General features: G+C 68.3%; 28 protein-coding genes and 1 pseudogene. 25 read left to right on the top strand and 4 right to left on the bottom strand.

Annotated features, from left to right (window positions below; translation table 11 throughout):
• The first annotated feature begins 81 nt into the window (after positions 1-81).
• Positions 82-1,020 (top strand): sugar-binding transcriptional regulator, encoded by a 939-nt coding sequence (locus ACQUSX_RS02765; RefSeq protein ID WP_428907576.1) that lies wholly within the window; start codon positions 82-84, stop codon positions 1,018-1,020.
• A gap of 9 nt (positions 1,021-1,029) precedes the next feature.
• Here ACQUSX_RS02765 and ACQUSX_RS02760 read toward each other — a convergent pair whose 3' ends face one another.
• Positions 1,030-2,214 carry a glutamate--cysteine ligase gene (locus ACQUSX_RS02760; protein ID WP_428905436.1) on the bottom strand — a complete coding sequence of 395 codons (1,185 nt, stop codon included), beginning with the start codon at positions 2,212-2,214 and terminating at the stop codon, positions 1,030-1,032.
• A 188-nt stretch (positions 2,215-2,402) separates the two neighbouring features.
• On the opposite strand from ACQUSX_RS02760, the gene rpsP reads away from it, so the two are divergent.
• Genes rpsP through ACQUSX_RS02735 form a run of 5 tightly spaced genes read left to right on the top strand, consistent with a single transcriptional unit; the run spans position 2,403 to position 5,118 of the window.
• Positions 2,403-2,831, top strand: coding sequence for a 30S ribosomal protein S16 (gene rpsP, locus ACQUSX_RS02755; protein ID WP_428905435.1), 429 nt, complete (start codon positions 2,403-2,405; stop codon positions 2,829-2,831).
• A 6-nt stretch (positions 2,832-2,837) separates the two neighbouring features.
• Positions 2,838-3,068: an RNA-binding protein gene (locus ACQUSX_RS02750; protein ID WP_071644715.1), complete on the top strand. Its 231-nt coding sequence runs from the start codon at positions 2,838-2,840 to the stop codon at positions 3,066-3,068.
• Positions 3,052-3,636 (top strand): ribosome maturation factor RimM, encoded by a 585-nt coding sequence (gene rimM / locus ACQUSX_RS02745; protein ID WP_428905434.1) that lies wholly within the window; start codon positions 3,052-3,054, stop codon positions 3,634-3,636. The genes ACQUSX_RS02750 and rimM overlap by 17 nt, the downstream gene beginning before the upstream one ends.
• A 5-nt stretch (positions 3,637-3,641) precedes the next feature.
• A complete protein-coding gene (gene trmD / locus ACQUSX_RS02740; RefSeq protein WP_428905433.1) occupies positions 3,642-4,334 on the top strand; it encodes a tRNA (guanosine(37)-N1)-methyltransferase TrmD in 693 nt (230 codons plus the stop codon).
• A gap of 46 nt (positions 4,335-4,380) precedes the next feature.
• Positions 4,381-5,118: a class I SAM-dependent methyltransferase gene (locus tag ACQUSX_RS02735; protein WP_428905432.1), complete on the top strand. Its 738-nt coding sequence runs from the start codon at positions 4,381-4,383 to the stop codon at positions 5,116-5,118.
• 45 nt (positions 5,119-5,163) lie between these two features.
• Here ACQUSX_RS02735 and map read toward each other — a convergent pair whose 3' ends face one another.
• On the bottom strand, positions 5,164-5,946 hold the full coding sequence (gene map, locus ACQUSX_RS02730; RefSeq protein ID WP_428905431.1) for a type I methionyl aminopeptidase: 783 nt from the start codon (positions 5,944-5,946) through the stop codon (positions 5,164-5,166).
• Positions 5,947-6,049: 103 nt separating this feature from the next.
• Here map and ACQUSX_RS02725 point away from each other — a divergent pair, with 103 nt between their 5' ends.
• The 9 genes and pseudogenes from ACQUSX_RS02725 to ACQUSX_RS02685 all read left to right on the top strand — a co-directional run bounded on the left by ACQUSX_RS02725 (position 6,050) and on the right by ACQUSX_RS02685 (position 13,070).
• Complete coding sequence (locus tag ACQUSX_RS02725; protein ID WP_428905430.1) at positions 6,050-6,541, top strand: MFS transporter permease; 492 nt, start codon at positions 6,050-6,052, stop codon at positions 6,539-6,541.
• 172 nt (positions 6,542-6,713) lie between these two features.
• Positions 6,714-7,058 carry a 50S ribosomal protein L19 gene (gene rplS, locus ACQUSX_RS02720; protein ID WP_428905429.1) on the top strand — a complete coding sequence of 115 codons (345 nt, stop codon included), beginning with the start codon at positions 6,714-6,716 and terminating at the stop codon, positions 7,056-7,058.
• Positions 7,059-7,177: 119 nt separating this feature from the next.
• Positions 7,178-7,906, top strand: coding sequence for a signal peptidase I (gene lepB / locus ACQUSX_RS02715; protein WP_428905428.1), 729 nt, complete (start codon positions 7,178-7,180; stop codon positions 7,904-7,906).
• Entirely contained in the window at positions 7,903-8,562 is a 660-nt protein-coding gene (gene rnhB / locus ACQUSX_RS02710) for a ribonuclease HII (protein WP_428905427.1), read from the top strand. Before lepB ends, rnhB begins: the two co-directional genes overlap by 4 nt.
• A 28-nt stretch (positions 8,563-8,590) precedes the next feature.
• Entirely contained in the window at positions 8,591-8,917 is a 327-nt protein-coding gene (locus ACQUSX_RS02705) for a DUF2469 family protein (RefSeq protein WP_428905426.1), read from the top strand.
• Between the two features lie 123 nt (positions 8,918-9,040).
• Entirely contained in the window at positions 9,041-9,403 is a 363-nt protein-coding gene (locus tag ACQUSX_RS02700) for a YraN family protein (protein ID WP_428905425.1), read from the top strand.
• A complete protein-coding gene (locus tag ACQUSX_RS02695) occupies positions 9,400-10,929 on the top strand; it encodes a YifB family Mg chelatase-like AAA ATPase (protein ID WP_428905424.1) in 1,530 nt (509 codons plus the stop codon). Before ACQUSX_RS02700 ends, ACQUSX_RS02695 begins: the two co-directional genes overlap by 4 nt.
• Complete coding sequence (dprA, locus tag ACQUSX_RS02690; RefSeq protein ID WP_428905423.1) at positions 10,926-12,101, top strand: DNA-processing protein DprA; 1,176 nt, start codon at positions 10,926-10,928, stop codon at positions 12,099-12,101. Before ACQUSX_RS02695 ends, dprA begins: the two co-directional genes overlap by 4 nt.
• A 66-nt stretch (positions 12,102-12,167) precedes the next feature.
• Positions 12,168-13,070 (top strand): annotated as a pseudogene (locus ACQUSX_RS02685) (tyrosine recombinase XerC).
• A gap of 11 nt (positions 13,071-13,081) precedes the next feature.
• Here ACQUSX_RS02685 and ACQUSX_RS02680 read toward each other — a convergent pair.
• Positions 13,082-13,741, bottom strand: a complete 660-nt coding sequence (locus ACQUSX_RS02680; protein WP_428905421.1) for a murein hydrolase activator EnvC family protein — start codon at positions 13,739-13,741, stop codon at positions 13,082-13,084.
• 325 nt (positions 13,742-14,066) lie between these two features.
• On the opposite strand from ACQUSX_RS02680, the gene rpsB reads away from it, so the two are divergent.
• From rpsB to ACQUSX_RS02640, 8 genes are all read left to right on the top strand, one after another.
• Positions 14,067-14,936 (top strand): 30S ribosomal protein S2, encoded by an 870-nt coding sequence (gene rpsB, locus ACQUSX_RS02675; RefSeq protein WP_428905420.1) that lies wholly within the window; start codon positions 14,067-14,069, stop codon positions 14,934-14,936.
• A gap of 44 nt (positions 14,937-14,980) precedes the next feature.
• Complete coding sequence (tsf, locus tag ACQUSX_RS02670) at positions 14,981-15,808, top strand: translation elongation factor Ts (protein WP_428905419.1); 828 nt, start codon at positions 14,981-14,983, stop codon at positions 15,806-15,808.
• A gap of 94 nt (positions 15,809-15,902) precedes the next feature.
• Positions 15,903-16,619, top strand: coding sequence for a UMP kinase (gene pyrH / locus ACQUSX_RS02665; RefSeq protein WP_428905418.1), 717 nt, complete (start codon positions 15,903-15,905; stop codon positions 16,617-16,619).
• A 72-nt stretch (positions 16,620-16,691) separates the two neighbouring features.
• Positions 16,692-17,246: a ribosome recycling factor gene (frr, locus tag ACQUSX_RS02660; RefSeq protein WP_428905417.1), complete on the top strand. Its 555-nt coding sequence runs from the start codon at positions 16,692-16,694 to the stop codon at positions 17,244-17,246.
• 5 nt (positions 17,247-17,251) lie between these two features.
• Positions 17,252-18,430 carry a phosphatidate cytidylyltransferase gene (locus tag ACQUSX_RS02655; RefSeq protein WP_428905416.1) on the top strand — a complete coding sequence of 393 codons (1,179 nt, stop codon included), beginning with the start codon at positions 17,252-17,254 and terminating at the stop codon, positions 18,428-18,430.
• Positions 18,430-19,014 (top strand): DivIVA domain-containing protein, encoded by a 585-nt coding sequence (locus tag ACQUSX_RS02650; RefSeq protein WP_428907575.1) that lies wholly within the window; start codon positions 18,430-18,432, stop codon positions 19,012-19,014. The genes ACQUSX_RS02655 and ACQUSX_RS02650 overlap by 1 nt, the downstream gene beginning before the upstream one ends.
• 45 nt (positions 19,015-19,059) lie before the next feature.
• Complete coding sequence (locus tag ACQUSX_RS02645; RefSeq protein ID WP_428905415.1) at positions 19,060-19,728, top strand: aggregation-promoting factor C-terminal-like domain-containing protein; 669 nt, start codon at positions 19,060-19,062, stop codon at positions 19,726-19,728.
• A gap of 9 nt (positions 19,729-19,737) precedes the next feature.
• Positions 19,738-20,025 (top strand): hypothetical protein, encoded by a 288-nt coding sequence (locus ACQUSX_RS02640; RefSeq protein WP_428905414.1) that lies wholly within the window; start codon positions 19,738-19,740, stop codon positions 20,023-20,025.
• A gap of 27 nt (positions 20,026-20,052) precedes the next feature.
• On the opposite strand, the gene ACQUSX_RS02635 is transcribed toward ACQUSX_RS02640, so the two are convergent.
• Positions 20,053-21,132: an AI-2E family transporter gene (locus ACQUSX_RS02635; protein WP_428905413.1), complete on the bottom strand. Its 1,080-nt coding sequence runs from the start codon at positions 21,130-21,132 to the stop codon at positions 20,053-20,055.
• A gap of 174 nt (positions 21,133-21,306) precedes the next feature.
• Between ACQUSX_RS02635 and ACQUSX_RS02630 the strand changes: the two genes are divergently transcribed.
• On the top strand, positions 21,307-23,151 hold the full coding sequence (locus tag ACQUSX_RS02630) for a DUF8094 domain-containing protein (RefSeq protein WP_428905412.1): 1,845 nt from the start codon (positions 21,307-21,309) through the stop codon (positions 23,149-23,151).
• Positions 23,148-24,095, top strand: coding sequence for a tetratricopeptide repeat protein (locus tag ACQUSX_RS02625; RefSeq protein WP_428905411.1), 948 nt, complete (start codon positions 23,148-23,150; stop codon positions 24,093-24,095). Before ACQUSX_RS02630 ends, ACQUSX_RS02625 begins: the two co-directional genes overlap by 4 nt.
• Positions 24,096-24,119: the final 24 nt, after the last annotated feature.

Below are 24,119 nucleotides of genomic sequence, written 5' to 3'. Positions count from 1 at the left end.
GCAAACGCGTTGCACGAATGTGCAATCCTTGGCGAGGAGGTGGTCTCAGTGGGCGCTGAAGACGCTCGCAGCGACGCGAGGATGACCGCCGCGCTCACCGCGGCGAAGCTCTACTACCTGCAGGACATGACGATGGATGCCATCGCCGCAGAGCTGGGAACATCGCGCTCGTCCGTGTCGCGACTGCTCTCGCATGCCCGCGATACGGGATTGGTCGACATCAGGGTGAACTCGCCGCTCGAGCGCGTCGGATCGGTGGAGGATGAGATCCGCTCGCGCTTCCACGTGAACGCGCACATCGTGCCGATGTCGGGAATCGTCAACGACGTGGACCGGCTCGAGCGGGTCGCGCTGACCGCCGGGCGGCTGCTGTCCCAGTTCATCGAGTCCAACATGGTGGTCGGCGTCGCCTGGGGATCGACCATCAGCAAGGTGAGCCGCTCGCTGGTGCAGAAGGAGACGCACAACACGGTGTGCGTGCAGCTGAACGGCGCAGGCAACACGCAGACCAGCGGGCTGGAGTACTCCAGCGACATCCTGCAGCGCTTCGGGCAGGCCTTCGGCGCGCAGGTGGAGCAGTTCCCGGTGCCCGCGTTCTTCGACGATCCGGACACCCGCGACGCCGTGTGGCGCGAGCGGAGCACCAGGCGCGTGCTCGCCTTCCAGTCGAAGATGGACATCGCCGTGTTCGGACTCGGCTCTCCTCAGGCCGAGGTGCCCAGCCGGGTGTACGTCGGCGGGTATCTCAACCGCGACGACTACCGGAGCCTCCGCGAGGACGGCGCGATCGGCGACGTGGCCACGGTGTTCTTCCGCGCCGACGGCAGCTGGAAGGACATCCGCCTGAATGCCCGATCGACCGGACCGGGACTCGATCGGCTGAGACGTGCTCCGCGCCGGATGTGCGTCGTCTCGGGCGCCGCGAAGCTCGGCTCGCTCCGGGCGGCGATCGCCGCGGGCATCCTCACCGACGTCGTCCTCGACGAGGGACTCGCACGTCTTCTCGCCGAGGAGGCCTGAGCGTCTGCGTCACGCGGGGACGGATTGCTCCGGACCTTCACGGAACTCGCGGATCAGATGCCGCACGACCGCACGCAGATCGCCGTCGGCCGCATCGGCGGCGTGCAGCTGCCGGGAGTAGCTCGCGCCCGACTGGAGGATCTTCGTGACGCCGTCGAGTTCCTGTTCGCAGGAGAGCTCTCGCGCGACCGGCAGAAGATCCTCGACGACGGCGGTGATGTGCTCGCGCACCGGCACCTGCGATCCCGCGGAATCCACGATGACCTGCGCGTCCAACCCGTAGCGGGCGGTGCGCCACTTGTTCTCGCGATGGAACCAGGCCGGCAGCGTCGGCAGGGCGCGGCCGCCGTCGAGCTCGCGGGAGAAGTGCTCGACGAGGGTCTGGGTGAGCGCGGCGACGGACGCCAGCTCGGTGAGCGTGGACATGCCGTCGCAGGCGCGCACCTCGATGGTGCCCCACCGCGGTGCCGGACGGATGTCCCAGCGGACCTCGGACACGTCCGCCATGACGCCGGTGCGTGTCATGTCGTCGACGTAGCTCTCGAACTCCGCCCAGCTGCGGACCGGCCACGGCAGACCCGCGGTGGGCAGCTGCTGGAAGACCAGCGCGCGGTTGGACGCATATCCCGTTCGCTCACCGGCCCAATACGGACTCGACGCCGCCAGCGCCTGAAGGTGGGGGAGGAAGGAAGACAGCGCTCCGATGATCGGGATCACCTTGTCGCGATCATCGACCCCGATGTGCACGTGGATGCCCCAGATCATCATGTTGCGACCCCACCACTGGGTGCGCTCGATGAGCTCCCGGTAGCGGGTCTTGTCGGTGACGCGCTGATTGAACCACTGCGCGAACGGATGGCTTCCGGCCGACAGCAGCTCGATCCCCGCGGGGTCCGTCGAGCGGCGGACCGCCGCGATCGCCGCGGCGATGTCATCGACGGCATCCGACACCGTCGCCCCGACGCCGCTCGTGACCTCGATGGTGTTCGTGAGCAGCTCGCCGGTGACTGTGTGGCGTTCAGCGGCGCTCTGCTCTTCGAGGGCGGTGAGCAGCTCCGGAGCGCGACCGACCAGCTCGCCGGTCAACGGATCGGCGAGCATGACCTCCCATTCCAGTCCGACGGTCGAGCGCTCGGACCTGGCGAATTCGATCGGCACGCGCACAGTCTGACACGCGCATGTGACTCGCGGCATGTCCGGATCGTGTCGTTTCGGCGCGAGTGCGCGTCGTTTCGCGCGCGGCGTCCGGATCTGGCAGAATAGAGGGTCGGACGACTGCTCGACCCTCTATCCGGCATTCGTCCCCCCGCAGAGCTTGCGCCGGGTGTGCACCCCACTCTCCAGGCGTCGTTCAACTTCCTTCCACACCATTCAGGAGAATCGTGGCTGTCAAGATCCGTCTCAAGCGCTTCGGCAAGATCCGTGCGCCCTACTACCGCATCGTCGTCGCCGACTCGCGCACCAAGCGCGACGGTCGCGTGATCGAGGAGATCGGCAAGTACCACCCCACCGAGCAGCCCTCGGTCATCGAGGTCGACTCGGAGCGCGCGCAGTACTGGCTCTCCGTCGGCGCGCAGCCGACCGAGCAGGTCGCGGCGCTGCTCAAGCTCACGGGCGACTGGGGCAAGTTCAAGGGCGACAAGGACGCGAAGTCCACCGTCCAGGTCGCTGAGCCCAAGGTCCCGTTCGAGATCGACGCCGACAAGAAGTCCGTCGTCAAGCCCAAGGCGGAGAAGAAGGAGGCCCCCGCAGAGGAGGCCCCCGCCGCTGACGCGGAGGCCGCTGAGGCCCCCGCTGCTGACGCAGAGTAATTCGCTGTGCTCGCCGCCGCGCTCGAACACGTCGTCAAGGGGATCGTCGATCACCCGGACGATGTCCGCATCACCGCATCCGCATCGCCCCGTGGCGATCTGCTCGAGGTGCACGTGCACCCGGATGACCGTGGTCGCGTGATCGGGCGCGGCGGCCGCACCGCCAAGGCGCTGCGCACGCTCATCTCCGCCCTCGCCGACGGACGTCGCGTCCGCGTCGATGTCGCGGACGACTGACGTGGCCGCAGAGAAGAACCAGCTCCGCGTCGGCCGCCTGCTCAAGGCACACGGTCTCAAGGGCGCGTTGAAGCTCGAGCTGTACACCGACAACCCGGAGCGTCGTTTCGTTCCCGGTGCCAAATTCACGCTGCAGGTGCCCGAAGCATCCGAATGGCACGGCAAGACCGTGACCGTTCGCGAATACCGCGTGATGAACGGCAACTCCGTCGTCTTCCTCGAGGGCGTCGACGATCGCAATGCCGCCGAGACGCTCGTGCGCGCCATCCTCTGGATGGACGAAGACGACGAGGTCGAGGACGACGCCTGGTATTCGCACCAGCTGGTCGGCCTGGACGTCGTGCGCGGAGACGCCGTCGTCGGGCGCGTGCAGCGCGTCGAGCACCTGCCGGCGCAGGACCTGCTGATCGTCAAGACCGACTCCGGCGAGGTGATGGTGCCCTTCGTCGAGGCGATCGTCCCGACGGTCGACATCGCCGCAGGTCGCGTCGTCGTCACCCCGCCGCCCGGGCTGTTCGAAGAGGTTCCCGACGCGGACGCCGCCGAGGGCGCCGCCGACTCGGACTGAGTCACGTGCGCATCGACGTCGTATCGATCTTCCCGTCGTACTTCGACGGTCTGACGCTCTCGCTGATGGGCAAGGCGCGAGATTCGGGCATCCTCGATCTCCACGTGCACGACCTGCGCGACTGGACTCACGACCGGCATCGCACCGTCGATGACACGCCGTATGGCGGGGGCGCGGGCATGGTCATGAAGCCGGAGCCCTGGGGTCTCGCTCTGGACCAGCTCGCCGGCTCGTCTGTCTCCGAGACGCGACCCACCATCATCTTCCCCTCGCCGGCCGGTGAGGTGTTCACTCAGGCGACCGCTCGGGATCTGGCGACGCGCGAACACCTGATCTTCGGCTGCGGCCGCTATGAGGGCATCGACGAGCGGGTCTTCGAGTACGCGGCATCCGTCGGCGAGGTCCGGCTGATCAGCCTGGGCGACTACGTCCTCAACGGCGGAGAGGTCGCGGTCATGGCCATGACCGAGGCGATCGGCCGGCTCATCCCCGGTGTCGTCGGCAACCCCGACAGCCTCGTCGAGGAATCGCACGAGGACGGCCTGCTGGAGTACCCCTCGTACACGAAGCCGTCCGTCTGGCGCGACCGCGAGGTGCCGCCGATCCTGCTCAGCGGCAACCACGGCACGATCGCGAAGTGGCGGCACGAGCAGCAGATCCAGCGCACCCGCGACCGTCGCCCCGACCTGCTCGACTGACATCACTGGATCCGCGGGTGAGCGATGGCGCAGATAGGCTGTGCGCATGGCTGATGCGACGCTGGCGAAGTCCTTTCTGAACGCGGGGGAGGACTACGACCGGTTCCGGCCCGGATTTCCCGAGGAAGCGGCGGATGCCGTCGTGCCGACACCCGTCGCGACGGCGCTCGATCTCGGTGCTGGCACGGGCAAGTTCACTGAGCGGCTGATCGGCCGGGCATCGCACGTGGTCGCCGTCGAACCGTCCCAGCAGATGCTCGCCGTGCTGCGCGCGAAGCTGCCGGACGTGGAAGCGCACATCGGCACGGCGGAATCGATCCCGGCATCCGATCAGTCGGTCGATGTCGTGACCGTCGCGCAGGCCTTCCACTGGTTCGACCGCGAACCGGCCTGTGCCGAGATCCGACGCGTGCTCGTCCCCGGCGGCACGCTCGGTCTCCTCTGGAACCGTGCGGATCCGCAGTGCTCCTGGGATCGTGCGTGCTCGCGCATCGCGCATCCGTGGCTCAGCGATGAGATGCCCGTCTCCAATGCTGCCCAGGACGAGCTGCGGGGCTTCACCATGGCGACGCATCGTGAGGTGCCGTGGCAGGAGCGGATCACGCGCGCGGACTACGTCGCGCGCTGGCTCACCGTGAGCAGCTTCATGGCGGCATCCGACGCCGAGCGCGAGCGCATGGTCGGCGAAGTCGAGCGCATCCTCGACACCGACCCGGCCACCGCCGGCCGCGACGAGCTCGATCTACCGCAGATCACCGACCTCTACGTCTACCGGGCCGACTGAATCCCGGCACCGGGAGCGCACAGTCGACGCGCTCAGTCGACGCGCTCAGTCGACGCCGAGGAAGCTCCGGTCGGTCAGGATGATCGGCCCGTCCTTGGTGACGGCGACGGTGTGCTCGGAGTGCGAGCCGCGTGAGCCGTCGGCACTGCGCAGAGTCCAGCCGTCAGCATCCGTGATCAGCTCGTCGGTCGTCGCGAGCAGCCAGGGTTCCAGTGCGAAGACCAGTCCCTCACGGAGCGGGAATCCGCGCCCCGCGCGGCCCCAGTTGGGGATGTGCGGATCGCCGTGCATGATGCGTCCCACACCGTGTCCGCCGAAGTCGGTGTTGATGCCGTAGCCCTCACCCTGGCACACCTCCGCGATCGCCGCCGAGATGTCGCCGATCTTGTTGCCCAGCACCGAGGCGCCGATGGCGGCGTCGAGTGCGCGCTGAGTCGTATCGATCAGTCGGAGATCCTCGTCGCGCGGCGTGCCGACGACGAAGGAGAGGGCGGAATCGGCCACCCAGCCGTCCACGGAGACGGCGAAGTCGAGCGAGACGAGGTCTCCATCGCGCAGCGCGTAGTCGTGGGGGAGTCCGTGCAGGACGGCGTCGTTGACGGAGGTGCAGATGACCTTGCCGAACGGGCCGTTGCCGAACGAGGGCGCGTAGTCGATGTAGCAGGACTCGGCGCCGGCCTTGCGGATCAGATCGTGCGCACGGCTGTCGATCGCGAGCAGGTTCGTGCCGACCTTCGTCTCGTCGCGCAGGGTCGCCAGGGTCTCTGCGACGAAGCGGCCGGCGGCGCGCATCTCATCGATCTCGGCAGGTGTGCGCAGTTCGATCATGGAGTGTTCCTCTCGTCAGCATCCATTCTCCCCGATCCGCGCTGTCGGGTTGCTCACAGCGAACAGCACGCCGCGCAGGTCGGGACCGACGTACCATCGAAGAATGGTGTTGCGACGGGCTTTCTTCCGCTGGCTGCTGCCGGCCGCATTCGTGCTGCCGCTGTGGATGATCGTCGGCTGGGCGATCTTCGGCCGGAGCGGATGGGGTCTGCTGTGGGTGCTGATCATGGCCGTGCCGTCGGTGTTCGTCGGTCAGCTGCTGCTGACCCTGCTGACGCGCTCGCGCCCGTCGGTGCGCGCCGAGCGCGCCGTGTCCTGGTGGGACGTCGCCGGATTCACGGTCTGGCACGGTCTGACGATCGCGGTCGGCTGCTTCATCGACGGCGCGTTCCCGTGGCTGCTCACCGGAGCGATCGTCGCAGTGCTCGCGCTGTTCTGGCTGCAGCTGTGGCAGCTGTGGAACGAGGCGAGGGGAACCGGAATCCGCATGCGCGAGACGATCACCTGGTCATCAGTGTCATCGCGCGACTCGCACGCCGAGACCAGCGACCCCGCGGACGTGATCATCGTCGAGGAACGGCGCACTCTCGACTGATCGCGCGCGTTTGGCGCGCTGGTGCGCTTCATGGCAGAATAGATGTTTGTGCCGTGAACCAGTTCTGCCTCAGGGGAACCCGCGGTCGCCTCGCGCGCCGCTCGGCACACACCCTTCTTAAAACCCTTTGAATCATGCATCCGACCTGTGGCGAGTGCAGAGAGAGACGATCATGCAGATCCTCGACGCCGTCGACGCGGCTTCGCTCCGTTCCGACATCCCTGTCTTCAACCCCGGTGACACCGTCAAGGTGCACGTGAACATCACCGAGGGCACCCGCTCGCGTATCCAGGTCTTCCAGGGCGTCGTCCTCGGCCGCCAGGGCGACGGCGTGCGCGAGACCTTCACGGTCCGCAAGATCAGCTTCCAGGTCGGCGTGGAGCGCACCTTCCCGGTGCACTCGCCGGTGATCGACCACATCGAGGTCGTCACCCGCGGTGATGTCCGCCGCGCGAAGCTGTACTACCTGCGCAACCTGCGCGGCAAGAAGGCCAAGATCAAGGAGAAGCGCGGCTGATACGCGACTTCCTCGAAAGAACCCCGGGACACTCGTCCCGGGGTTCTTTCGTTGCAGCCTGCGTGTGGGAACCTTGTAACTGCCGCGTCCGCGCGGTGCGACGATGAAGAAGGAAACAGATGACAGACGCCGCCGAGGCAGCCCCGCAGCCGCCGCGACGCAGGGGAGCCCTGATCTTCCTGCGCGATGTGCTGGTCATCATCCTCATCGCCGCACTGGTCTCGTTCGTGGTGAAGACGTTCGTGGTGCGATCGTTCTACATCCCCTCCGGGTCGATGGAGCGCACGCTGCTGATCGACGATCGGATCCTGGTGGATGAGCTGACTCCGCGCTGGGCCGGCTACGACCACGGGGACGTCGTCGTCTTCAAGGATCCCGGCGGCTGGCTGCCTCCGGCGCCCCAGACCCCGCCCCGGCCCGCGCTCATCGAGGCTGTCGACTGGGTGCTGACGTTCGTCGGCATCTCCACTTCGGACGCCCAGGACCACCTCGTCAAGCGGGTGATCGGGCTGCCGGGGGATCACGTCGTGTGCTGCAACGCTCTCGGCCAGGTCACCGTCAACGACACGCCCATCAACGAGCTGTCGTACCTCAATCTCCCGGAGGGCGACACCGCGGCATCCAACACGGATTTCGACGTGACCGTCCCCGAGGGATCCATCTGGGTGATGGGCGACAACCGCGACCGTTCGCAGGACTCCCGCGCGCACCAGGAGCTGCCCAGCGGCGGCTTCGTGCCGCTGGAGAACGTCGTCGGCCGCGCCTTCCTGACCACCTGGCCGTTGAGCCGAGTGGGCCTCATCGACACGCACGACGAGGTCTTCCGGGCGGTCCCGGAGGCGCAATGACCGTCGCCGCACCGACTCTGACCCTCGAGCGCCGGTTGCTCAAGGACTTCGACCTGATCATCGCCCTCGATGAGGTCGGCAGGGGCGCGCTGGCAGGGCCGGTCACCGTGGGCGCCGCGGTGATGGATGCCAGGGGCTCGCGCCGACGCGTGCTGGACGGGCTGCGCGACTCGAAGCTGATCTCCGAGCGTCGGCGCCCGGAGATGGCCGAGCGTGCACGCCAGTGGGTGCCTGCGTTCGGCGTCGGGTGGTCCAGCGCGGCGGAGATCGACGAGGTCGGCATCATGCGCGCGCTCGGTCTGGCGGCGTCGCGCGCGGTGCAGGCGCTCGTGGAGCAGGGAGCGTCGCTGGAGCGCACCCTCGTCATCCTGGACGGCAACCACGACTACGTGTCGAAGGTGCACCCCGTGCCGCTGACGGTGCGAACGGTCATCAAGGGCGACCGCGACTGCGCATCGGTTTCGGCCGCGTCCGTCATCGCGAAGGTCGAGCGCGACAATCTGATGGCTTCGCTGCACCCCGAGCATCCCGCGTATCAGTGGGAACGCAACAAGGGCTATGCGAGCAGCGAACACCGACAGGCGATCCGCGAGGTCGGCCTCTCGCCGTTGCATCGTGCCTCCTGGGCCATCGCGGACGCCCCGACTCTGTTCTGAGGTGCGTCGGGCCTAGGATGGGATCATCATGGATGAGGACGCCTTCGACGATTATGACCGCGAGCTGGAGCTCGCGCTGTTCCGCGAGTACCGCGATGTCGTTCAGCAGTTCCAGTACGTCGTCGAGACGGAGCGCCGCTTCTACCTCGCCAATGAGGTGAACGTCGTACGCCGTGACACCGAGCACGATTTCTACTTCGAGATCTCGATGTCGGACGTGTGGGTCTGGGACATCTATCGCGCGGACCGCTTCGTGAAGGCCGTCAGGGTGCTGACATTCAAGGACGTCAACGTCGAGGAACTGCAGCGCCGCGAGTTCGAGATCCCGGACGAGCTCTCGCTGGACGGTCAGTAGCGCGGGATCATTCCCGACGGTGAGTCGGCGCGACTTATCCCCAATCCGCTCCTTCTGACGGCCTTTCCACAGCGCCCGGGATAGGGCGCCCGGGGCGTCTGCGCCGGTCGTCAAGCTGTCCTCATGGCAGCGAAGGACGAGTTCGGACGAGCGGGTGAGGAGCGCGCCGCAGCACATCTGAGATCCTGCGGCTACGCGATCCTGGATCGGAACTGGAGGTGCCCGCAGGGCGAGATCGACATCGTCGCGATCAACGACGGCATGCTCTGCATCGTCGAGGTGAAGACCCGGCGCAGTGAGTCGTTCGGGCATCCGTTCGAGGCGATCGATGAGCGTAAGCGACAGCGCCTGTGGCGTCTCGCGTTTGCCTGGGCGGCCGCGCACCCCGACGTGGCGAGACGGCGCCCGCTCCGACTCGAGGTGGTCGGACTGCTCGGCATGGATGCGCGCACCGCGCGCATCGAGCATCTGGTGGACCTGCTGTGAGCACCGCGCGCACCTGGGCCGTCGCGCTCACCGGCGTCGACGGACATCTGGTGGAGGTCGAGGCCGACCTGAGCAATCAGACGCCGGGGTTCCAGATCATCGGCCTGCCGGACAAAGCGCTTGGCGAGGCCGCGCAGCGTGTACGCAACGCGTGCGTGAACGCCGGACTCGCGTTCCCGCGCCGGCGGGTCACGGTCAACCTGTCGCCGGCGAACCTGCCCAAGTATGGCTCGGGATTCGATCTGAGCATCGCGATCGCGACGCTGGCGACCGAGGCCTCCGTGACGCCGGAGGCCATCCGCTCGACCGTGCACATCGGCGAACTGGGCCTCGACGGGCGGCTGCGGCCCGTACCCGGAGTGCTTCCCGCGGTGTATGCCGCGTCGCGCGCCGGCTTCGAACGCGTCATCGTGCCGCACGCGAACGCCGAGGAGGCGCGCCTGGTTCCCGGTATCGAGGTGCGCGCCGCCGTCTCGCTCGCCGAGGTCGCCGCGATGCACGGCGCCGATGTCGAGGTCGCCAAGGTGGAGCCCGTGTCAGCGCGGATCGCCGAGATCGACGACGGGGAACCGCTCGATCTGGCGGAAGTCATCGGTCAGGATGAGGCCGTCGATGCGCTGATCACGGCCGCGGCCGGTGGGCACCACATGATGCTCAGCGGTCCGCCCGGTGCGGGAAAGACCATGCTGGCCAGGCGACTTCCCGGGATACTGCCGCCGCTGACCGAAGAGGAGGCGCTGGAGGTCGCCGCGATCCGCTCTCTCACCGGGCAGCACGTCACACGCCTGGATGCACTTGCTCCGTTCGAAGCGCCCCACCACAGCGCATCCTCCGCCGCACTCGTCGGCGGCGGCTCTCGTGTGGCGCGCCCCGGTGCGATCGTGCGAGCACACCGCGGCGTCCTGTTTCTCGACGAGACCCCGGAATTCCAGCGCGTCGCGCTCGATGCGCTGCGTCAGCCACTGGAATCAGGGCGGATCGAGCTCAGCCGCTCCGGATTCACCGCGAGCTTCCCCGCGAGGTTCCAGTTGATCCTCGCCATGAACCCCTGCCCCTGCGGCAATTACGGCGTGCGCGGCGCCGAGTGCACCTGCCCGCCGATGGCGATCCGGCGCTATGCCGGCCGCCTGTCCGGCCCGCTGCGCGACCGGATCGACATCGATCTTCAGGTCGCCAGGGTGGCGGCATCGAGAGCCGCTTCGGGGGAGCGGTCGTCGCTGACCTCGGCCGTCGCGAGGCAGCGGGTGACCGCCGCTCGCGCCGCGGCTCAGGAGCGGTGGAGAGGCACGCCGTGGCGCCTCAACGGCGAGGTGCCGGGCGCGCGACTGCGCCAGGGCGATCTGCGCCTGCCTGCCGCGGTGCGAGCACCGCTGGACCGCGCTCTCGAACGCGGCACTGTGACGCTGCGCGCCTACGATCGCGTGCTGCGCATCGCATGGACGCTCGCCGATCTCGCCGGGCGCGGGATGCCCGGGATCGATGACCTCGGCCGGGCACTCTTCCTCAAGAAAGGACTGCTGGCATGAAGACCACCACGATCGCGCTTATCGATGATCCGGAGGTGCGGCGCGCGGCCGAGAGGCTGCGCCCCGATGGTGATGGTGCGGAAGTCGCGGCCCGAGCCGCCTGGTCGGTGCTCGTCGAGCCAGGGGACGGCATCGCGGGAGCACTCGTCGCGGCCTACGGCGCTGTGGACGCCCTGCGGCTCGTGGCCGGCGAATCCCATCTGCTCTCACCTGACATCGTGTCGCCCCGCGAACTGGCCGAGGGCGTCAAGCGATGGCAGCCCAGAGCGCAGGTCCGCGCGGTGCGCGAGGCGCTGCAGTCGTGCCAGGAGGTCGGCGGCGGCCTGCTGATTCCTGCCGACGAGTTGTGGCCGGCCGGCGTGGACGACCTCGGCGTCCATGCGCCGCTCGCGCTGTGGACACGCGGCGACCTCAGCGCACTTCCGGGACGTACCACGGTCGCGGTGGTCGGAGCCAGAGCAGCCACGCCATACGGGGAGTCGGTCGCCGGCGAGATTGCGGGAGACCTCGCCGCGGGCGGCACCGTGGTCGTCTCGGGCGGTGCATACGGCATCGACGGTGCGGCGCATCGAGCTGCCCTCGGTGCAGGCGGCACGACGATCGCCTTCCTCGCCGGCGGTGTCGACAGGGCGTACCCGATCGGCCACCAGCAGCTGTTCGATCGCATCCGCCGCGCCGGTGCGGTGCTCAGCGAGGTGCCATGCGGTGCCGCACCCACACGCTGGCGCTTTCTGGCCCGGAACCGGATGATCGCGGCAGCCGGCATGGCGACGGTGGTCGTCGAAGCGGGGTGGCGCAGTGGCTCCTTGAACACGGCCGGGCATGCCGCGGACCTCGGCCGACCGCTGGGTGCGGTGCCCGGACCTGTGACCTCGGCGGCCTCCGCCGGGTGTCATCGGCTGCTGCGGGAGTACGACGCGGTCTGCGTGACCAGCGCGAAAGACGTGCGCGAGCTCTGGGGCGAGAGCGCCGAGACGGTCGTGTCATCCACGAAGGAGAACCCCGAGCTGATCCGCATGCGGGACGCGATGAGCAGCCGGACCCCACGCGATCCGCTCGACATCGCGCGACGCTGCGGGCTCTCACCCGAGCGCGTCCGCAGCCTGCTCGGCCTGCTCGCCCTGGATGGCGAGGTCGCCCAGCGCGACGGCGGCTGGCTGCGGAGTCGATGACGGCGGAGTGCGCCCCATCGCGGCGCGGCAGCAGCCGCCGCGCGCGGCCCACGGCATCCTTGAACCGTGAGGTACTCCGAGGCGACAGCGGCGTTCACGACGCACCTGGATCAGGTGCGTCGTCTGTCGCCGGCGACAGTGCGCGCATATCGGTCCGACCTCGCCGATCTCGGACGCACTCCGGATGACGCGCAGCTCGACGCCATCGACTTCGAGATGCTGCGTGAGTGGCTGTGGCGGGCGCCGCAGCGCGGTGACGCCCGCTCCACCATGGCTCGTCGTGCCGCGGCAGTGCGCTCTTTCTTCGGCTGGGCGCATGAGGACGAGCTCATCGGCGCCGATCCGAGCCTGCGTCTGGTCACCCCGAAGCGGGCGAAGACGCTGCAGGTGGTGGCGTCGTAGGACGGCATCCGAGACCTCCTCGACGCGCAGCGCGCGGCCGCCTCGAGCGGCGACCCGGTGGCGCTGCGCGACCATGCGATCCTCGAGGTGCTGTACGGCTCCGGCATCCGCGTGTCCGAACTGTGCGGCATCGACGTGGACGACCTTGATCTGCAGCGCCGCACCGCCCGGGTGCTGGGCAAGGGGGCGAAGGAGCGCGTCGTGCCATACGGCGCCCCGGCATCCGACGCCGTCGGCGCCTACCTGACGAGGGCCCGCCCGGCGCTGCTCGTCCGCGCCGCACACCCGACACCCGCGGCCTTCCTCGGTGCGCGCGGCGCGCGCATCGGGCCACGCACGGTGTACGCGCTCGTGGCTCGCGTGCTCGCTCCCGTTGTAGGTGCCGAGCATGTCGGCCCGCACGCGCTCCGCCACTCGGCGGCCACCCACCTGCTCGACGGCGGCGCCGATCTGCGAGCGGTGCAGGAGATCCTCGGCCATGCCAGTCTCGGCACCACCCAGATCTACACGCACGTCTCCGCCGAACGGCTCACCGCGAGTTACAAGCTCGCCCACCCGCGCGCCTGATCCGCGCCCGATCACTGCGCGACAGGCTCGCAGCACGGCAGCAGAACGGCCCGGGGGACGTCGCCGAAGAGCGGTCGCGGATTCGCGTAGTCCCCATCGATGCGCACACCCACGTGCAGAGAACCGCGCACGGAGTGCCCTCCCTGGGTGACAGCGCCGATCACCGTGCCGGCGGTGACGATGTCTCCTGGCATCAGAGCAGAATCCAGCGGCTCCCAGGTGGTGACGTACCCGCCGCCGTGGTCGAGCGTCAGCAGCGGACGATCCACCACGGTTCCGCGAAACGCCACGACCCCGTCGACGGGCGCGCGCACCTCGCCGCCGACCTCAGCGGCGATGTCCATCCCGCGATGACCCGGCCCGTAATCGTGCGCAGGCGCGCGGAACGGCGCGACGACCCGGCGAGGTCCGACCACCGGCCATGACCACGGGTATCCGGGAGCATCGGCGGCCTCGCCGGACGGGCCTGAACCGGCGGCGTCGCCTCCGGCGAGCAGCGCACCGCTGTCGAGGGACAGCTCGGCACCAGCGCTCTGAGCACCCGCGGGCACGCCGCCGAGCATCCACAGCGCGCTGAGCAGCAGACCAGCGAACACGACCCCGGCGCTCCGCGCGCGTGCGCGGCGCCGGACCGGCGCAGCCCGTCTCACATCGCCCCGTCCTGACAGCATCCGACCAGCCTGTCGTGAACCTCCCGTTTCCGGTCAGCGATTCCCGGGGACGGGGGAGAAGCCGCCGAAACGTCGCCGCTGTGGACAACGCCGGTGCGCGGCGGTGCGGAACGGGGCGATCCTGTACACTGGGAGAGCACCTCGATCTCGAGGTGACTACGCGTGCCCAGAGCGAGCGACGTCCCAGGCGACAGAGTTCGCGGCATCCACATCCACAGGTCCTTCCACACGGGAGGCGGGTGTGCGCCGGGCACCAGGAGAGTCGTCCGCACGGACGACGCTGACAACCTCAACGGCGCTGCGGCGCCAGAACCAGGAGACGACCATGGCTGTGGTCACCATCCGCCAGCTGCTCGACAGCGGCGTGCACTTCGGACACCAGACCCGTCGGTGGAACCCGAAGGTGAAGCGCTTCATCCTCACCGAGCGCAGCGGCATCCACATCATCGACCTGCAGCAGTCGCTGGCCTACATCGACCAGGCCTACGACTTCGTCAAGGAGACCGTCGCCCGAGGTGGCACGATCCTCTTCGTCGGCACCAAGAAGCAGGCGCAGGAGATCCTCGCAGAGCAGGCCGACCGCGTCGGCCAGCCGTACGTCAACCAGCGCTGGCTCGGTGGACTGCTCACCAACTTCTCGACCATCGCGAAGCGTCTCGCTCGCATGAAGGAGCTCGAGGAGCTCGACTACGAGAACCCCGCTGCCTCCGGCTTCACCAAGAAGGAGCTGCTGCTCAAGAAGCGCGAGCTCGACAAGCTGCACAAGTCGCTCGGCGGCATCCGCAACCTCTCGAAGACGCCTTCGGCCCTCTGGGTCGTCGACGCCAAGCGCGAGCACCTCGCCATCGACGAGGCCAAGAAGCTCGGCATCCCCGTGATCGGCATCCTCGACACGAACGCCGACCCGGACGACTTCCAGTACCCGATCCCCGGCAACGACGACGCCATCCGCTCGGTCTCGCTGCTGACGCGCATCATCGCCGACGCCGCAGCCGAGGGCCTGCAGCAGAAGCACAACCCCGACGCAGGAGGCGCCGAGCCGCTCGCCGAGTGGGAGCGCGAGCTCCTCGAGGGCGCCGAGGCTCCGGCCGCCGAGGCTCCGGCCGCCGACGCTCCGGCCGCTGAAGTGGCACCCGCCGAGGCTGCTGCCGAAGAGGCACCCGCTGAGGCTGCTGCCGACGCAGACGCCAAGTAAGCCACCCCGTACACGCACAGACACGAAGCAAGGAGCCACCACACATGGCCAACTTCACCATCGCCGACATCAAGGCGCTGCGCGAGCAGCTCGGCACCGGAATGGTCGACACCAAGAAGGCGCTCGAGGAGGCTGACGGAGACGTCGAGAAGGCCACCGAGATCCTGCGTCTGAAGGGTGCCAAGGGCAACGCGAAGCGTGCCGACCGCTCCACCAGCGAGGGCCTCATCGCGGCGCGCGAGACCGACTCCGGCGTGACGCTGATCGAGCTCGCCTGCGAGACCGACTTCGTCGCCAAGAACGAGCGCTTCATCGCTCTGGCCGACAAGGTCGCCGACGCGGTCGCCGCTGTCGGCGCCGACTCGCTCGAGGCGGCCCTGGCCGCTCCGGCGGGCGACCAGACCGTCGAGCAGCTGATCTCGGACGAGGCAGCGATCATCGGCGAGAAGGTCGAGCTGCGTCGCGCTCGCACCCTCACCGGCGATGCCTTCTCGGTCTACCTGCACCGCACCAGCAAGGATCTGCCGCCGCAGATCGGCGTCGTCGTCGCCTACACGGGCGATGACGCCGAGACCGCGCGCAGCATCGCGCAGCACATCTCGTTCGCGAACCCGTCCTACCTCACCCGCGAGGACGTCCCGGCTGCGGACGTCGACAAGGAGCGCGAGATCGTCACCGAGATCTCCCGCAATGAGGGCAAGCCCGAGGCTGCACTGCCGAAGATCGTCGAGGGTCGGGTGACGGCCTACTTCAAGCAGGTCGCGCTCCTCGAACAGGACTACGCGAAGGACAACAAGCTGTCCGTGAGCCAGGTCGCGAAGGATGCCGGTATCACCGTCACCGACTTCGCGCGGTTCAAGGTCGGCGCGTAAGCTCCGCCAAGGGGGTTCGGATCCACGCGATCCGAACCCCCTTCTTCATGCCCTTGAGGCGCTATCTTGAGACGGGACGAGAGGACTACTCCCCATGACCGAACGCACCGGACGCCGTCGCGTCCTTCTGAAGCTCTCCGGCGAGGCATTCGGCGGCGGCCAGCTCGGCGTCAACCCTGACGTCGTCAGTCAGATCGCTCGCGACATCGCGGCAGCCGTGGATCGCGTCGAGGTCGCCATCGTGGTCGGCGGCGGGAACTTCTTCCGCGGCGCTGAGCTCAGCCAGCGCGGCATGGACCGCGGGCGCGCGGACTACATGGGCATGCTCGGCACGGTCATGAACGCACTCGCCCTGCAGGACTTCCTCGAGCAGGCGGGAGCTGCGACGCGCGTGCAGTCCGCGATCTCGATGACGCAGGTCGCCGAGCCGTACATCCCGCTGCGCGCGGAGCGCCACCTCGAGAAGGGTCGCGTCGTCATCTTCGGCGCCGGTGCCGGACTGCCGTACTTCTCGACCGACACGGTCGCCGCACAGCGCGCCCTCGAGATCCGTGCGGATGAGGTGCTGGTCGCCAAGAACGGCGTCGACGCGATCTACACCGCAGACCCGCACAAGGATGCCAGTGCCGAGCGCATCGAGCGCGTGACCTACCGTGACGCTCTGCAGCGGGGCCTCAAGGTCGTGGATTCCACGGCCTTCAGCCTCTGCATGGACAACAACATGGACATGCGCGTGTTCGGCATGGAGCCCGCCGGCAATGTCACGCGCGCCCTCCTCGGCGAGCAGATGGGCACACTGGTCACCGCCTGAGCGTGCTGTCGCTCATGTCCGGTGCCTCGTCGCCGGATAGAATTGCTGAAACCCACGACGTAAGGAGCCCCCGTGATCGCGGATGTCCTCGCTGATACCACTGCACGAATGACGCGTGCGGTCGATGCCGCCAAGGAGGACTTCGCCACGGTCCGCACCGGGCGCGCCAACCCGCAGCTCTTCCAGAAGCTGATGGTCGAGTACTACGGCTCGCCGACCCCCATCGCACAGCTCGCGTCGATGGCGAACCCCGAGGCGCGCACGCTCATCGTCACGCCGTACGACAAGAGCGCGCTGAAGGCGATCGAGCAGGCGATCCGCGACATGCCGAACCTCGGCGCAAACCCCACGAACGACGGAAACATCGTGCGCGTCACCATGCCCGAGCTCACCCAGGAGCGCCGCAAGGAGTACGTCAAGCTCGTCCGCTCGAAGGGCGAGGATGCCAAGGTGCAGGTTCGTGGCATCCGACGCAAGGCGAAGGATCAGCTCGACGCGCTGAAGGCCGACGTCGGTGAGGACGAGATCGCGCGCGGCGAGAAGGAACTCGACGCCCTCACCCGTCAGTTCGTCGATTCCATCGACGAGGCGCTCAAGCGCAAAGAGGCAGAACTCCTCGAGGTCTGATCGGGATGTCTGGCGACAGCGAATCGGAGGATCGCCCGCTGACGCGGCGCGAGGCCCGCAGGCGCGAACGCTCTGCGGATCGCAATGCCTCTCGGCGGGATCCGAGGGCCATTCCCCTCAGCGACGCGGCGTTCCCGTCGTTCGATGTCGACAGCGTCCCGCCGCGACCACCGCTGCCTGAGCCCGTCGATGACGCGCTCGGCGGGTCGCGGGTGCCCGGCGCGCCGACCGACACCGGCGAGCACAGCGCGATCCGCGACCAGTGGCGTGCAGCGCGGGGCGAGCTCGAGTCGCACGTGACGCAGGCCCGCGAGCAGTTCGATCAGGCCAACGAGCGGATCAAGCAGCGTACGGGCCGAGACCTCATCGTCGCCATCCTCATCGGCGTCGCCTTCGGCGCGGTGCTCATCGCCTCGCTGCTGTTCATCAAGGCGCTTTTCATCCCGATCGCGGTCGCGGCGGGTCTGCTTGGCACCTACGAGCTCTCCCGCGCACTCCGGGCCGGCGGGCGCCGGATCGACATCGTCCCGCAGATCATCGGCGGCATCGCCGTGCTTCTCACGGGATATTTCGCCGAGCTCTGGGTCAGCTGGGTCGTGCTGATCGCGTCGGTCGCATTCATCAGCGTGTGGCGGATGATCGCGCAGATGGTCGCACAGGATGGTCGCACTTATGGCGACGTGCTCTCCGACGTGCTCGTTGGCGGCTTCGTGCAGGTGTACGTGCCGTTCCTGACGTCTGTCGCCCTCATGCTGCTCAGCCGAGATGACGGCGAATGGTGGGTGCTCTCGTTCATCGCGATCGCGGTCGCCGCGGACACCTGCGCCTACGCCGCGGGGCTCGCCTTCGGCAAGCATCCGATGGCGCCGCGGATCAGCCCGAAGAAGACCTGGGAGGGCTTCGCAGGAGCCCTCGCAGGCTCGCTGGTCGTCGGCGTTCTGCTCGCCATGTTCCTGCTGCACCTGCCGTGGTGGTGCGGCCTCATCTTCGGCGCGACGATCCTCGTCTCCGCCACGCTCGGCGACCTCGGCGAGTCCATGCTCAAGCGGGATCTGGGCATCAAGGACATGAGTTCCTGGCTGCCTGGTCACGGTGGACTGCTCGATCGCCTCGACAGCATCCTGCCGTCGACTGTTCCCGCTCTCGCCCTCTCGATCCTGTTCGCCCCTCTGATTGGCTCGTGATGACTGACCCAGACCTCGACGCGCTCACGGCAGATGAGGAGGCGCCTGCGGCGTTCCCGCTGACCTCCGGACGGCAGCGCGGCTATCACCGTGCGGCCGTCGACACCTTCCTCGAGTCCGCACGCGCTGCCTTCGAGGACGAGCGGGACGATTTCGGCGCCGAAGATGTGCGATCGGCATCCTTCCCCCTGGTCAAACAGGGCTATGTCATCGCAGACGTCGACGCGGCGCTGGCTCGCGTCGAGGATGCCTTCGCATCGCGTGCCAGGGAGCGGTCCGTGCGCGAGTTGGGCGTCGAGACATGGGTGTCGCAAGCCCGCGCCGATGCGCAGGTGATCCTCGACCACCTCACGCGGGAGCGTCGCCACAGGTTCGCCCGCACGAGCATCCTCACCTTCGGATACCGGATCGATGAGGTCGACCATGTGGCGGAGCGGATCTCCGCCTTTCTCCGCGACGGCGATGCCCTCACCGTCGAACAGGTGCGCACAGCGGCGTTCCGGATGCAGCGCGGCGGCTACCGCGAGGAACAGGTCGATGCTCTTCTGGATGCGACCGTCGAGGTCATGCTCGCGGTCCGGTGATTCTCATGGATGTCACAGGGATCTGTGCCTAGACTGATGGCCATCGTGACTCCCGATAACGAATTGATGTCGGCTGCGGTGCGCCCGAGCGCATCCAGATCGAAGCAGAGAACACCTGTGCGTCGCCGCGCCACCGCGATGCTGGCAGGTCTCGCCGTCGTCGGCTTCTCCGCCGCGATGATCGCGCCGACGGGGATGGCCGTCGCCGATCCTGCCGCGACGACATCGACCGAGACGGCTTTCTCGCTCGCTGCCGAGGACACGCAGAGCATCACGGTCAGCGTCGAAGGCGCTGAGATCGCCCCGATCGCGCGCGGCTCGTTCGAGGTCTACGTGAAGCCGAAGCCCAAGCCCAAGCCGAAGCCGCAGCCGAAGCCGGACACAGCGTCGAGCGGTTCCGGGGGCGGGAACGCCGCCCCACCGAGGTACTCCGGCGGCGGCTCGAAGGAAGACTGGATGACCGCAGCGGGCATCGCGCAGGGCGACTGGGGCTACGTCGACTACATCGTCTCCCGCGAGAGCGGATGGAACCCGAACGCGACCAACAAGTCGTCGGGCGCATGTGGACTCGTCCAGGCGCTGCCGTGCAGCAAGGTCCCGGGCAACGGCTACAACCCGGTCGACAACCTGCGCTGGGGCAACGGCTACGCCGTGGGCCGGTACGGGAGCTGGGCTGCCGCGTACAACTTCTGGACCCGCAACCACTGGTGGTAAGCCAGCGGCATGCCACGTTCACACAGACGACGCCCTGAGCGCTCCGGGCCAGACGAGTCCTTCGACCGGCTCCTCGCGGGCTGGAAGCGCACCGAGACGAAGCGCGGTCAGGAGTGGGTCGTGCAGCCCGTGTCCGCCGTACAGGCCGTCAAGGCGTACACCTGTCCCGGTTGCGGGCGCACCATCGAGCCGTCGACCGCGCACGTCGTCGCCTGGCGCTCTGACGGCGTGATGGGGGAGTCGGCCGACCTCGCCGCGCGTCGTCACTGGCACACGCACTGCTGGCGGATCGGCTGACGCTCCGCCGCAAAGGATGACCGTGACCTACCGGTCGTCCATCCGAGGGATCAGCACCTGGCGGTAGATGATCAGGATGCTCGCCGCCACCGGGATCGCGATGAGCGCGCCCAGCAGGCCGAGCAGCGCACCACCGGAGAGAGCCGCGATCACGACGACGGCGCCGGGCACCGCCACAGCGCGGCTCATGATTCGCGGGGCGAGGAAGTACGCCTCGACCTGCATGTAGATCAGGTAGTAGATCGCCGCGGCCAGGGCGGTGCCGGGTGATCCCACCCCTGGCAGAAGGCACGCCAGCACGATGATCGTCGAGCCCGTGAGCGTTCCGACGAGCGGGATGAGCGAGAAGAAGAATGCGACCACGGCGAGCACTGCGGTGAACGGCGCGTTGATGATCGAGAGGTAGATCGCGCTGAGGATGCCGTTGATGACGCCGAGCGAGACCTGGCCCATCACGTAGTGACCGACCGAGTCGGTGATCTGGTCGGCGATGTCGATGAAGCGCTGGCGCTTCGATGCCGGCACGAGCTGGTACACGGAGCGCTTGAGCGATGGCGTCGAAGCGGTGAGGTAGATGGTGAGCACCAGCACGATGAACGCGCCGAACAGGCCGGCGAGCAGTGCACCGCCGACCACCAGGACCCCTTGGCCGATCGACTCGGTCCACCCGGCGACGTTGTTCTGCCAGTCCTCCTTCTCCATCCAGTCCTCGATGTACGCGAACACGTCATCCACGGCCAGGTTCGGGAAGGTCTCCGTCAGCCACGCCTTGAACGTGTCGATGGTTCCCTGGCCGTCCTGCACGAGCGGGGTGACCTGCTTCACGAGCTCGGAGATCTGCTCGATGAGCACGGGAAGCACGATGAGAACGACCGCGGCGAACACGCTCAGCACAGCGAGGATCGTCAGCAGCACGGCTGCCCAGCGCGGGAGTCCGCGCCGTTCGAGCCACGTGACCAGCGGATCCAGACCCAGGCTGAGGAACAGTGCGGTGCCGATGTAGAGGATCACCGTGGACAGCGTCTGCACGCTCGTGATCATCAGGATTCCGAGCCCCACGCCGAGAGTCGCCACGAGCGCGGTGCGGAACGGATTGTGGATCTTCATTGCTCTCCTGATCGCCTGCGGAAAATCCTAGTTCCTCCCGTTCCCAGGCTCGTGCCATCCGCCGCATAACGTCCGTGTATGTCGCTCGTGGTCAACGCACAGGTGCTTTCGCTATTCTCGAATGTCGAGCGGAGACCGTCGGCGAATGCCCGAGGTCACTTAAGGAGTTGATTCGTGCGTTTCGTATGGGCCGTCGTTGCCTTCGTGCTGGCCACGGTTCTCATCGGAGCCGGCATCGCCCAGCGCACCATCTTCATCGGACCATCCGAGCAGAGGATGGAGTTGAGCGTCGAGACCCCGCAGCCGTACGTGCTCGTCGACGCCGACGTGCTCGCCGCGCATGAAGGCCTGCAGACCCTGCTCGTGCGCGGAGACGGCGAGATCTTCGTCGCCTACGGCCGCACACCCGACATGAAGTCCTGGCTGTCCGACACGGCGTATGCGAACGTCACGCTGACGAAGGACGGCGAGCCGAAGTCGACCATCGTCGAGGCCGAGCAGGAGCCGGCCGGCGGGGGAGAGACGTCGGGGCGCAGCCCCGTCGGCGCCGACATGTGGTTGGACTCCTTCACCGACACGGATGCCCTCGTCGCGGAACTGCAGCTGACCGAAGGGCACAGCGTGCTGATCGCCCGCGACGGCGTCGCTCCCGCGCCGGACGACATTCTCGTCTCGTGGGGACTGGACACCCGCACCCCGCTCGCGGGGCCGCTCATGGTGGCGGGGGCCGTGCTGCTCGTCGCCGGCCTCGTCCTGTACATCCTCGCGATCCGTCACCAGCGTCGTGGGCGCGGTCCGCGCCGGAAGGGACCGGGACCGCTGCCCGAGACGCAGCCGATCGGCGTCACCGACATACCCGAGCGCGCCGCCGTGGAATCCGGCGTGCCGGCATCCGAACGACCCTCCGCGGCCGACGAAAGCGGCACCGGTCGGGCGCAGCGCATGGCGCGCACTCGCCGTCGTCTTGCGATCGGCCTGCCTGCCCTGGCACTCACCGCGGTGCTCGCCACGGGCTGCTCGGCGGAGTCATGGCCGCAGTTCGAGACGGCGACCCCCACGCCGACTCCGACACCGACCGTGGTGACACCCGAGAACCAGAAGCCGCCGGTGGTCAGCGAGAAGCAGGGCCAGCGGATCGTGTCCGAGATCGCTGCCACGCTGGAGCAGGCCGACGCCGACCTCGACATCGAACTGGCCGAGACCCGTCTGACCGGCGCGGCACTCGAGGGCCGACGCACGGAGTACACCCTGCGCGGCAAGATCGCCGAGCGCGCGACCGAGCTGACCTCGCCGCGTGAGAAGGTCAAGATCCTGCTGCCCGAGGCGACCGACAGCTGGCCGCGCACCGTGCTCGTGCTCACGGTCTCCGAGAAGGACGACACGGTCCCGCCGGTGCTGCTGACGCTGACGCAGTCCGACCCGTGGGCGAAGTACAAGGTCGCCGCGATGGCCGACATGCCCGCCTCCTCCGAGTTCCCGGACGTGGCGCCCGCCTGGCTCGGTGCCACGCGCGTGCCGTCCGAGTCTCCGTTCCTGTCCCTGCCGCCCGCCGAGCTGGCCGCAGCGTTCTCCGACTATGTCGACGCGGGTGACAAGAGCGAGTACGCAGGCCGCTTCGACGAGATGGCGCAGAAGCTCGCCGAGTCGGTTCGCGAGAGCCGTGCGGCCGTCGTCAAGGGTCTCGCCGACAAGGGCGCATCCAAGACGTCGAAGGCGGCGTTCGACATGGCCGCAGCCGCCTCTGAGCCGCTCTCGATGGCGACGCTCGACAGCGGCGCGGTCATCGCCGTCAATGTCGTCGACACCGAGACGATCACCCCCACCAGCCGCGACGCGGTGATCCGCTTCGGCGATAATGAAGAGGCCAAGGCGCTCACCGGGGCCAAGGAATCCGCGAAGGGCGTGCAGACGACCTACGGCATCCAGCTGTTCTTCGCCGTGCCGGCGCAGGGCTCCAACGAGCAGATCCGCCTTCTGGCATACGACCAGGACCTCCTCAGCGTGAAGGTGATCAAGTGACTGATATCTCTGCAGCGGCGCTCCGCGGCGCCGTCGATCTCTCATCCCTGCGCGGACGCGCCGATCAGCCGGCCTCCGCCGCCGCGGACGCGTCCACGGCCCCGGCTGCCGGCGGGGTCGTCGTCGACGTCACCGACGCCGGCTTCGGCGACATCCTCGAGCTCTCCCGCAGCGTTCCGGTCGTCGTCGATCTCTGGGCCGAGTGGTGCGGGCCGTGCAAGCAGCTGAGCCCGATCATCGAGAAGGTCACCAGGGAGCAGAACGGCCGAGTCGTGCTCGCCAAGGTCGACGTCGACGCCAATCCGCAGATCGCTCAGGCGTTCCGGGCGCAGTCGATTCCGATGGTGGTCGCGCTGATCGGCGGCCAGCCGGTGCCGATGTTCACCGGCGCAGTTCCTGAGGATCAGGTGCGTGAAGTCTTCGCTCGCCTGCTCGAGGTCGCCGGGCAGAACGGCGTGACCGGCAGCGTTCCGGTCGAGGGCGCCGACGGCGCCGCACAGGACGCCGCCGACGAGCCGCAGGAGAAGCCGCTTCCGCCGCTCCATGGGGAGGCCTTCGAAGCCATTGAGGCAGGCGACTATCCGCGCGCGATCAAGGCGTACGAACGCGCCCTGGCCGAGAACCCGCGCGATGAGGACGCCAAGGCAGGACTCGGGCAGGTGCGCCTGCTGCACCGCGTCCAGGGACTCGACCTGCAGCAGGTGCGCGCAGCAGCCGCCGCGGCACCGCAGGACGTCGATGTGCAGTTCCAGGTCGCTGACCTCGATGTCGCCGGCGGGCACATCGACGACGCGTTCGGACGCCTGCTCGACCTGTTCGCGGCGTCCGACGCCGATCAGCGGGCGCGCGTGCGTGAGCGTCTGGTCGAGCTGTTCGACCTCGTGGGATCCGCGGATCCGCGCGTGGCATCCGCGCGGACCCGGCTGGCGTCACTCCTGTTCTGAGTCCGAGTCCGTCTCCGGCGGCCC

Source organism: Microbacterium alcoholitolerans, from assembly GCF_050408615.1.
Classification (GTDB): domain Bacteria; phylum Actinomycetota; class Actinomycetes; order Actinomycetales; family Microbacteriaceae; genus Microbacterium.
Note: the sequence above shows the minus strand (reverse complement) of the source record. Positions and strands in the feature narration are given on the sequence as shown.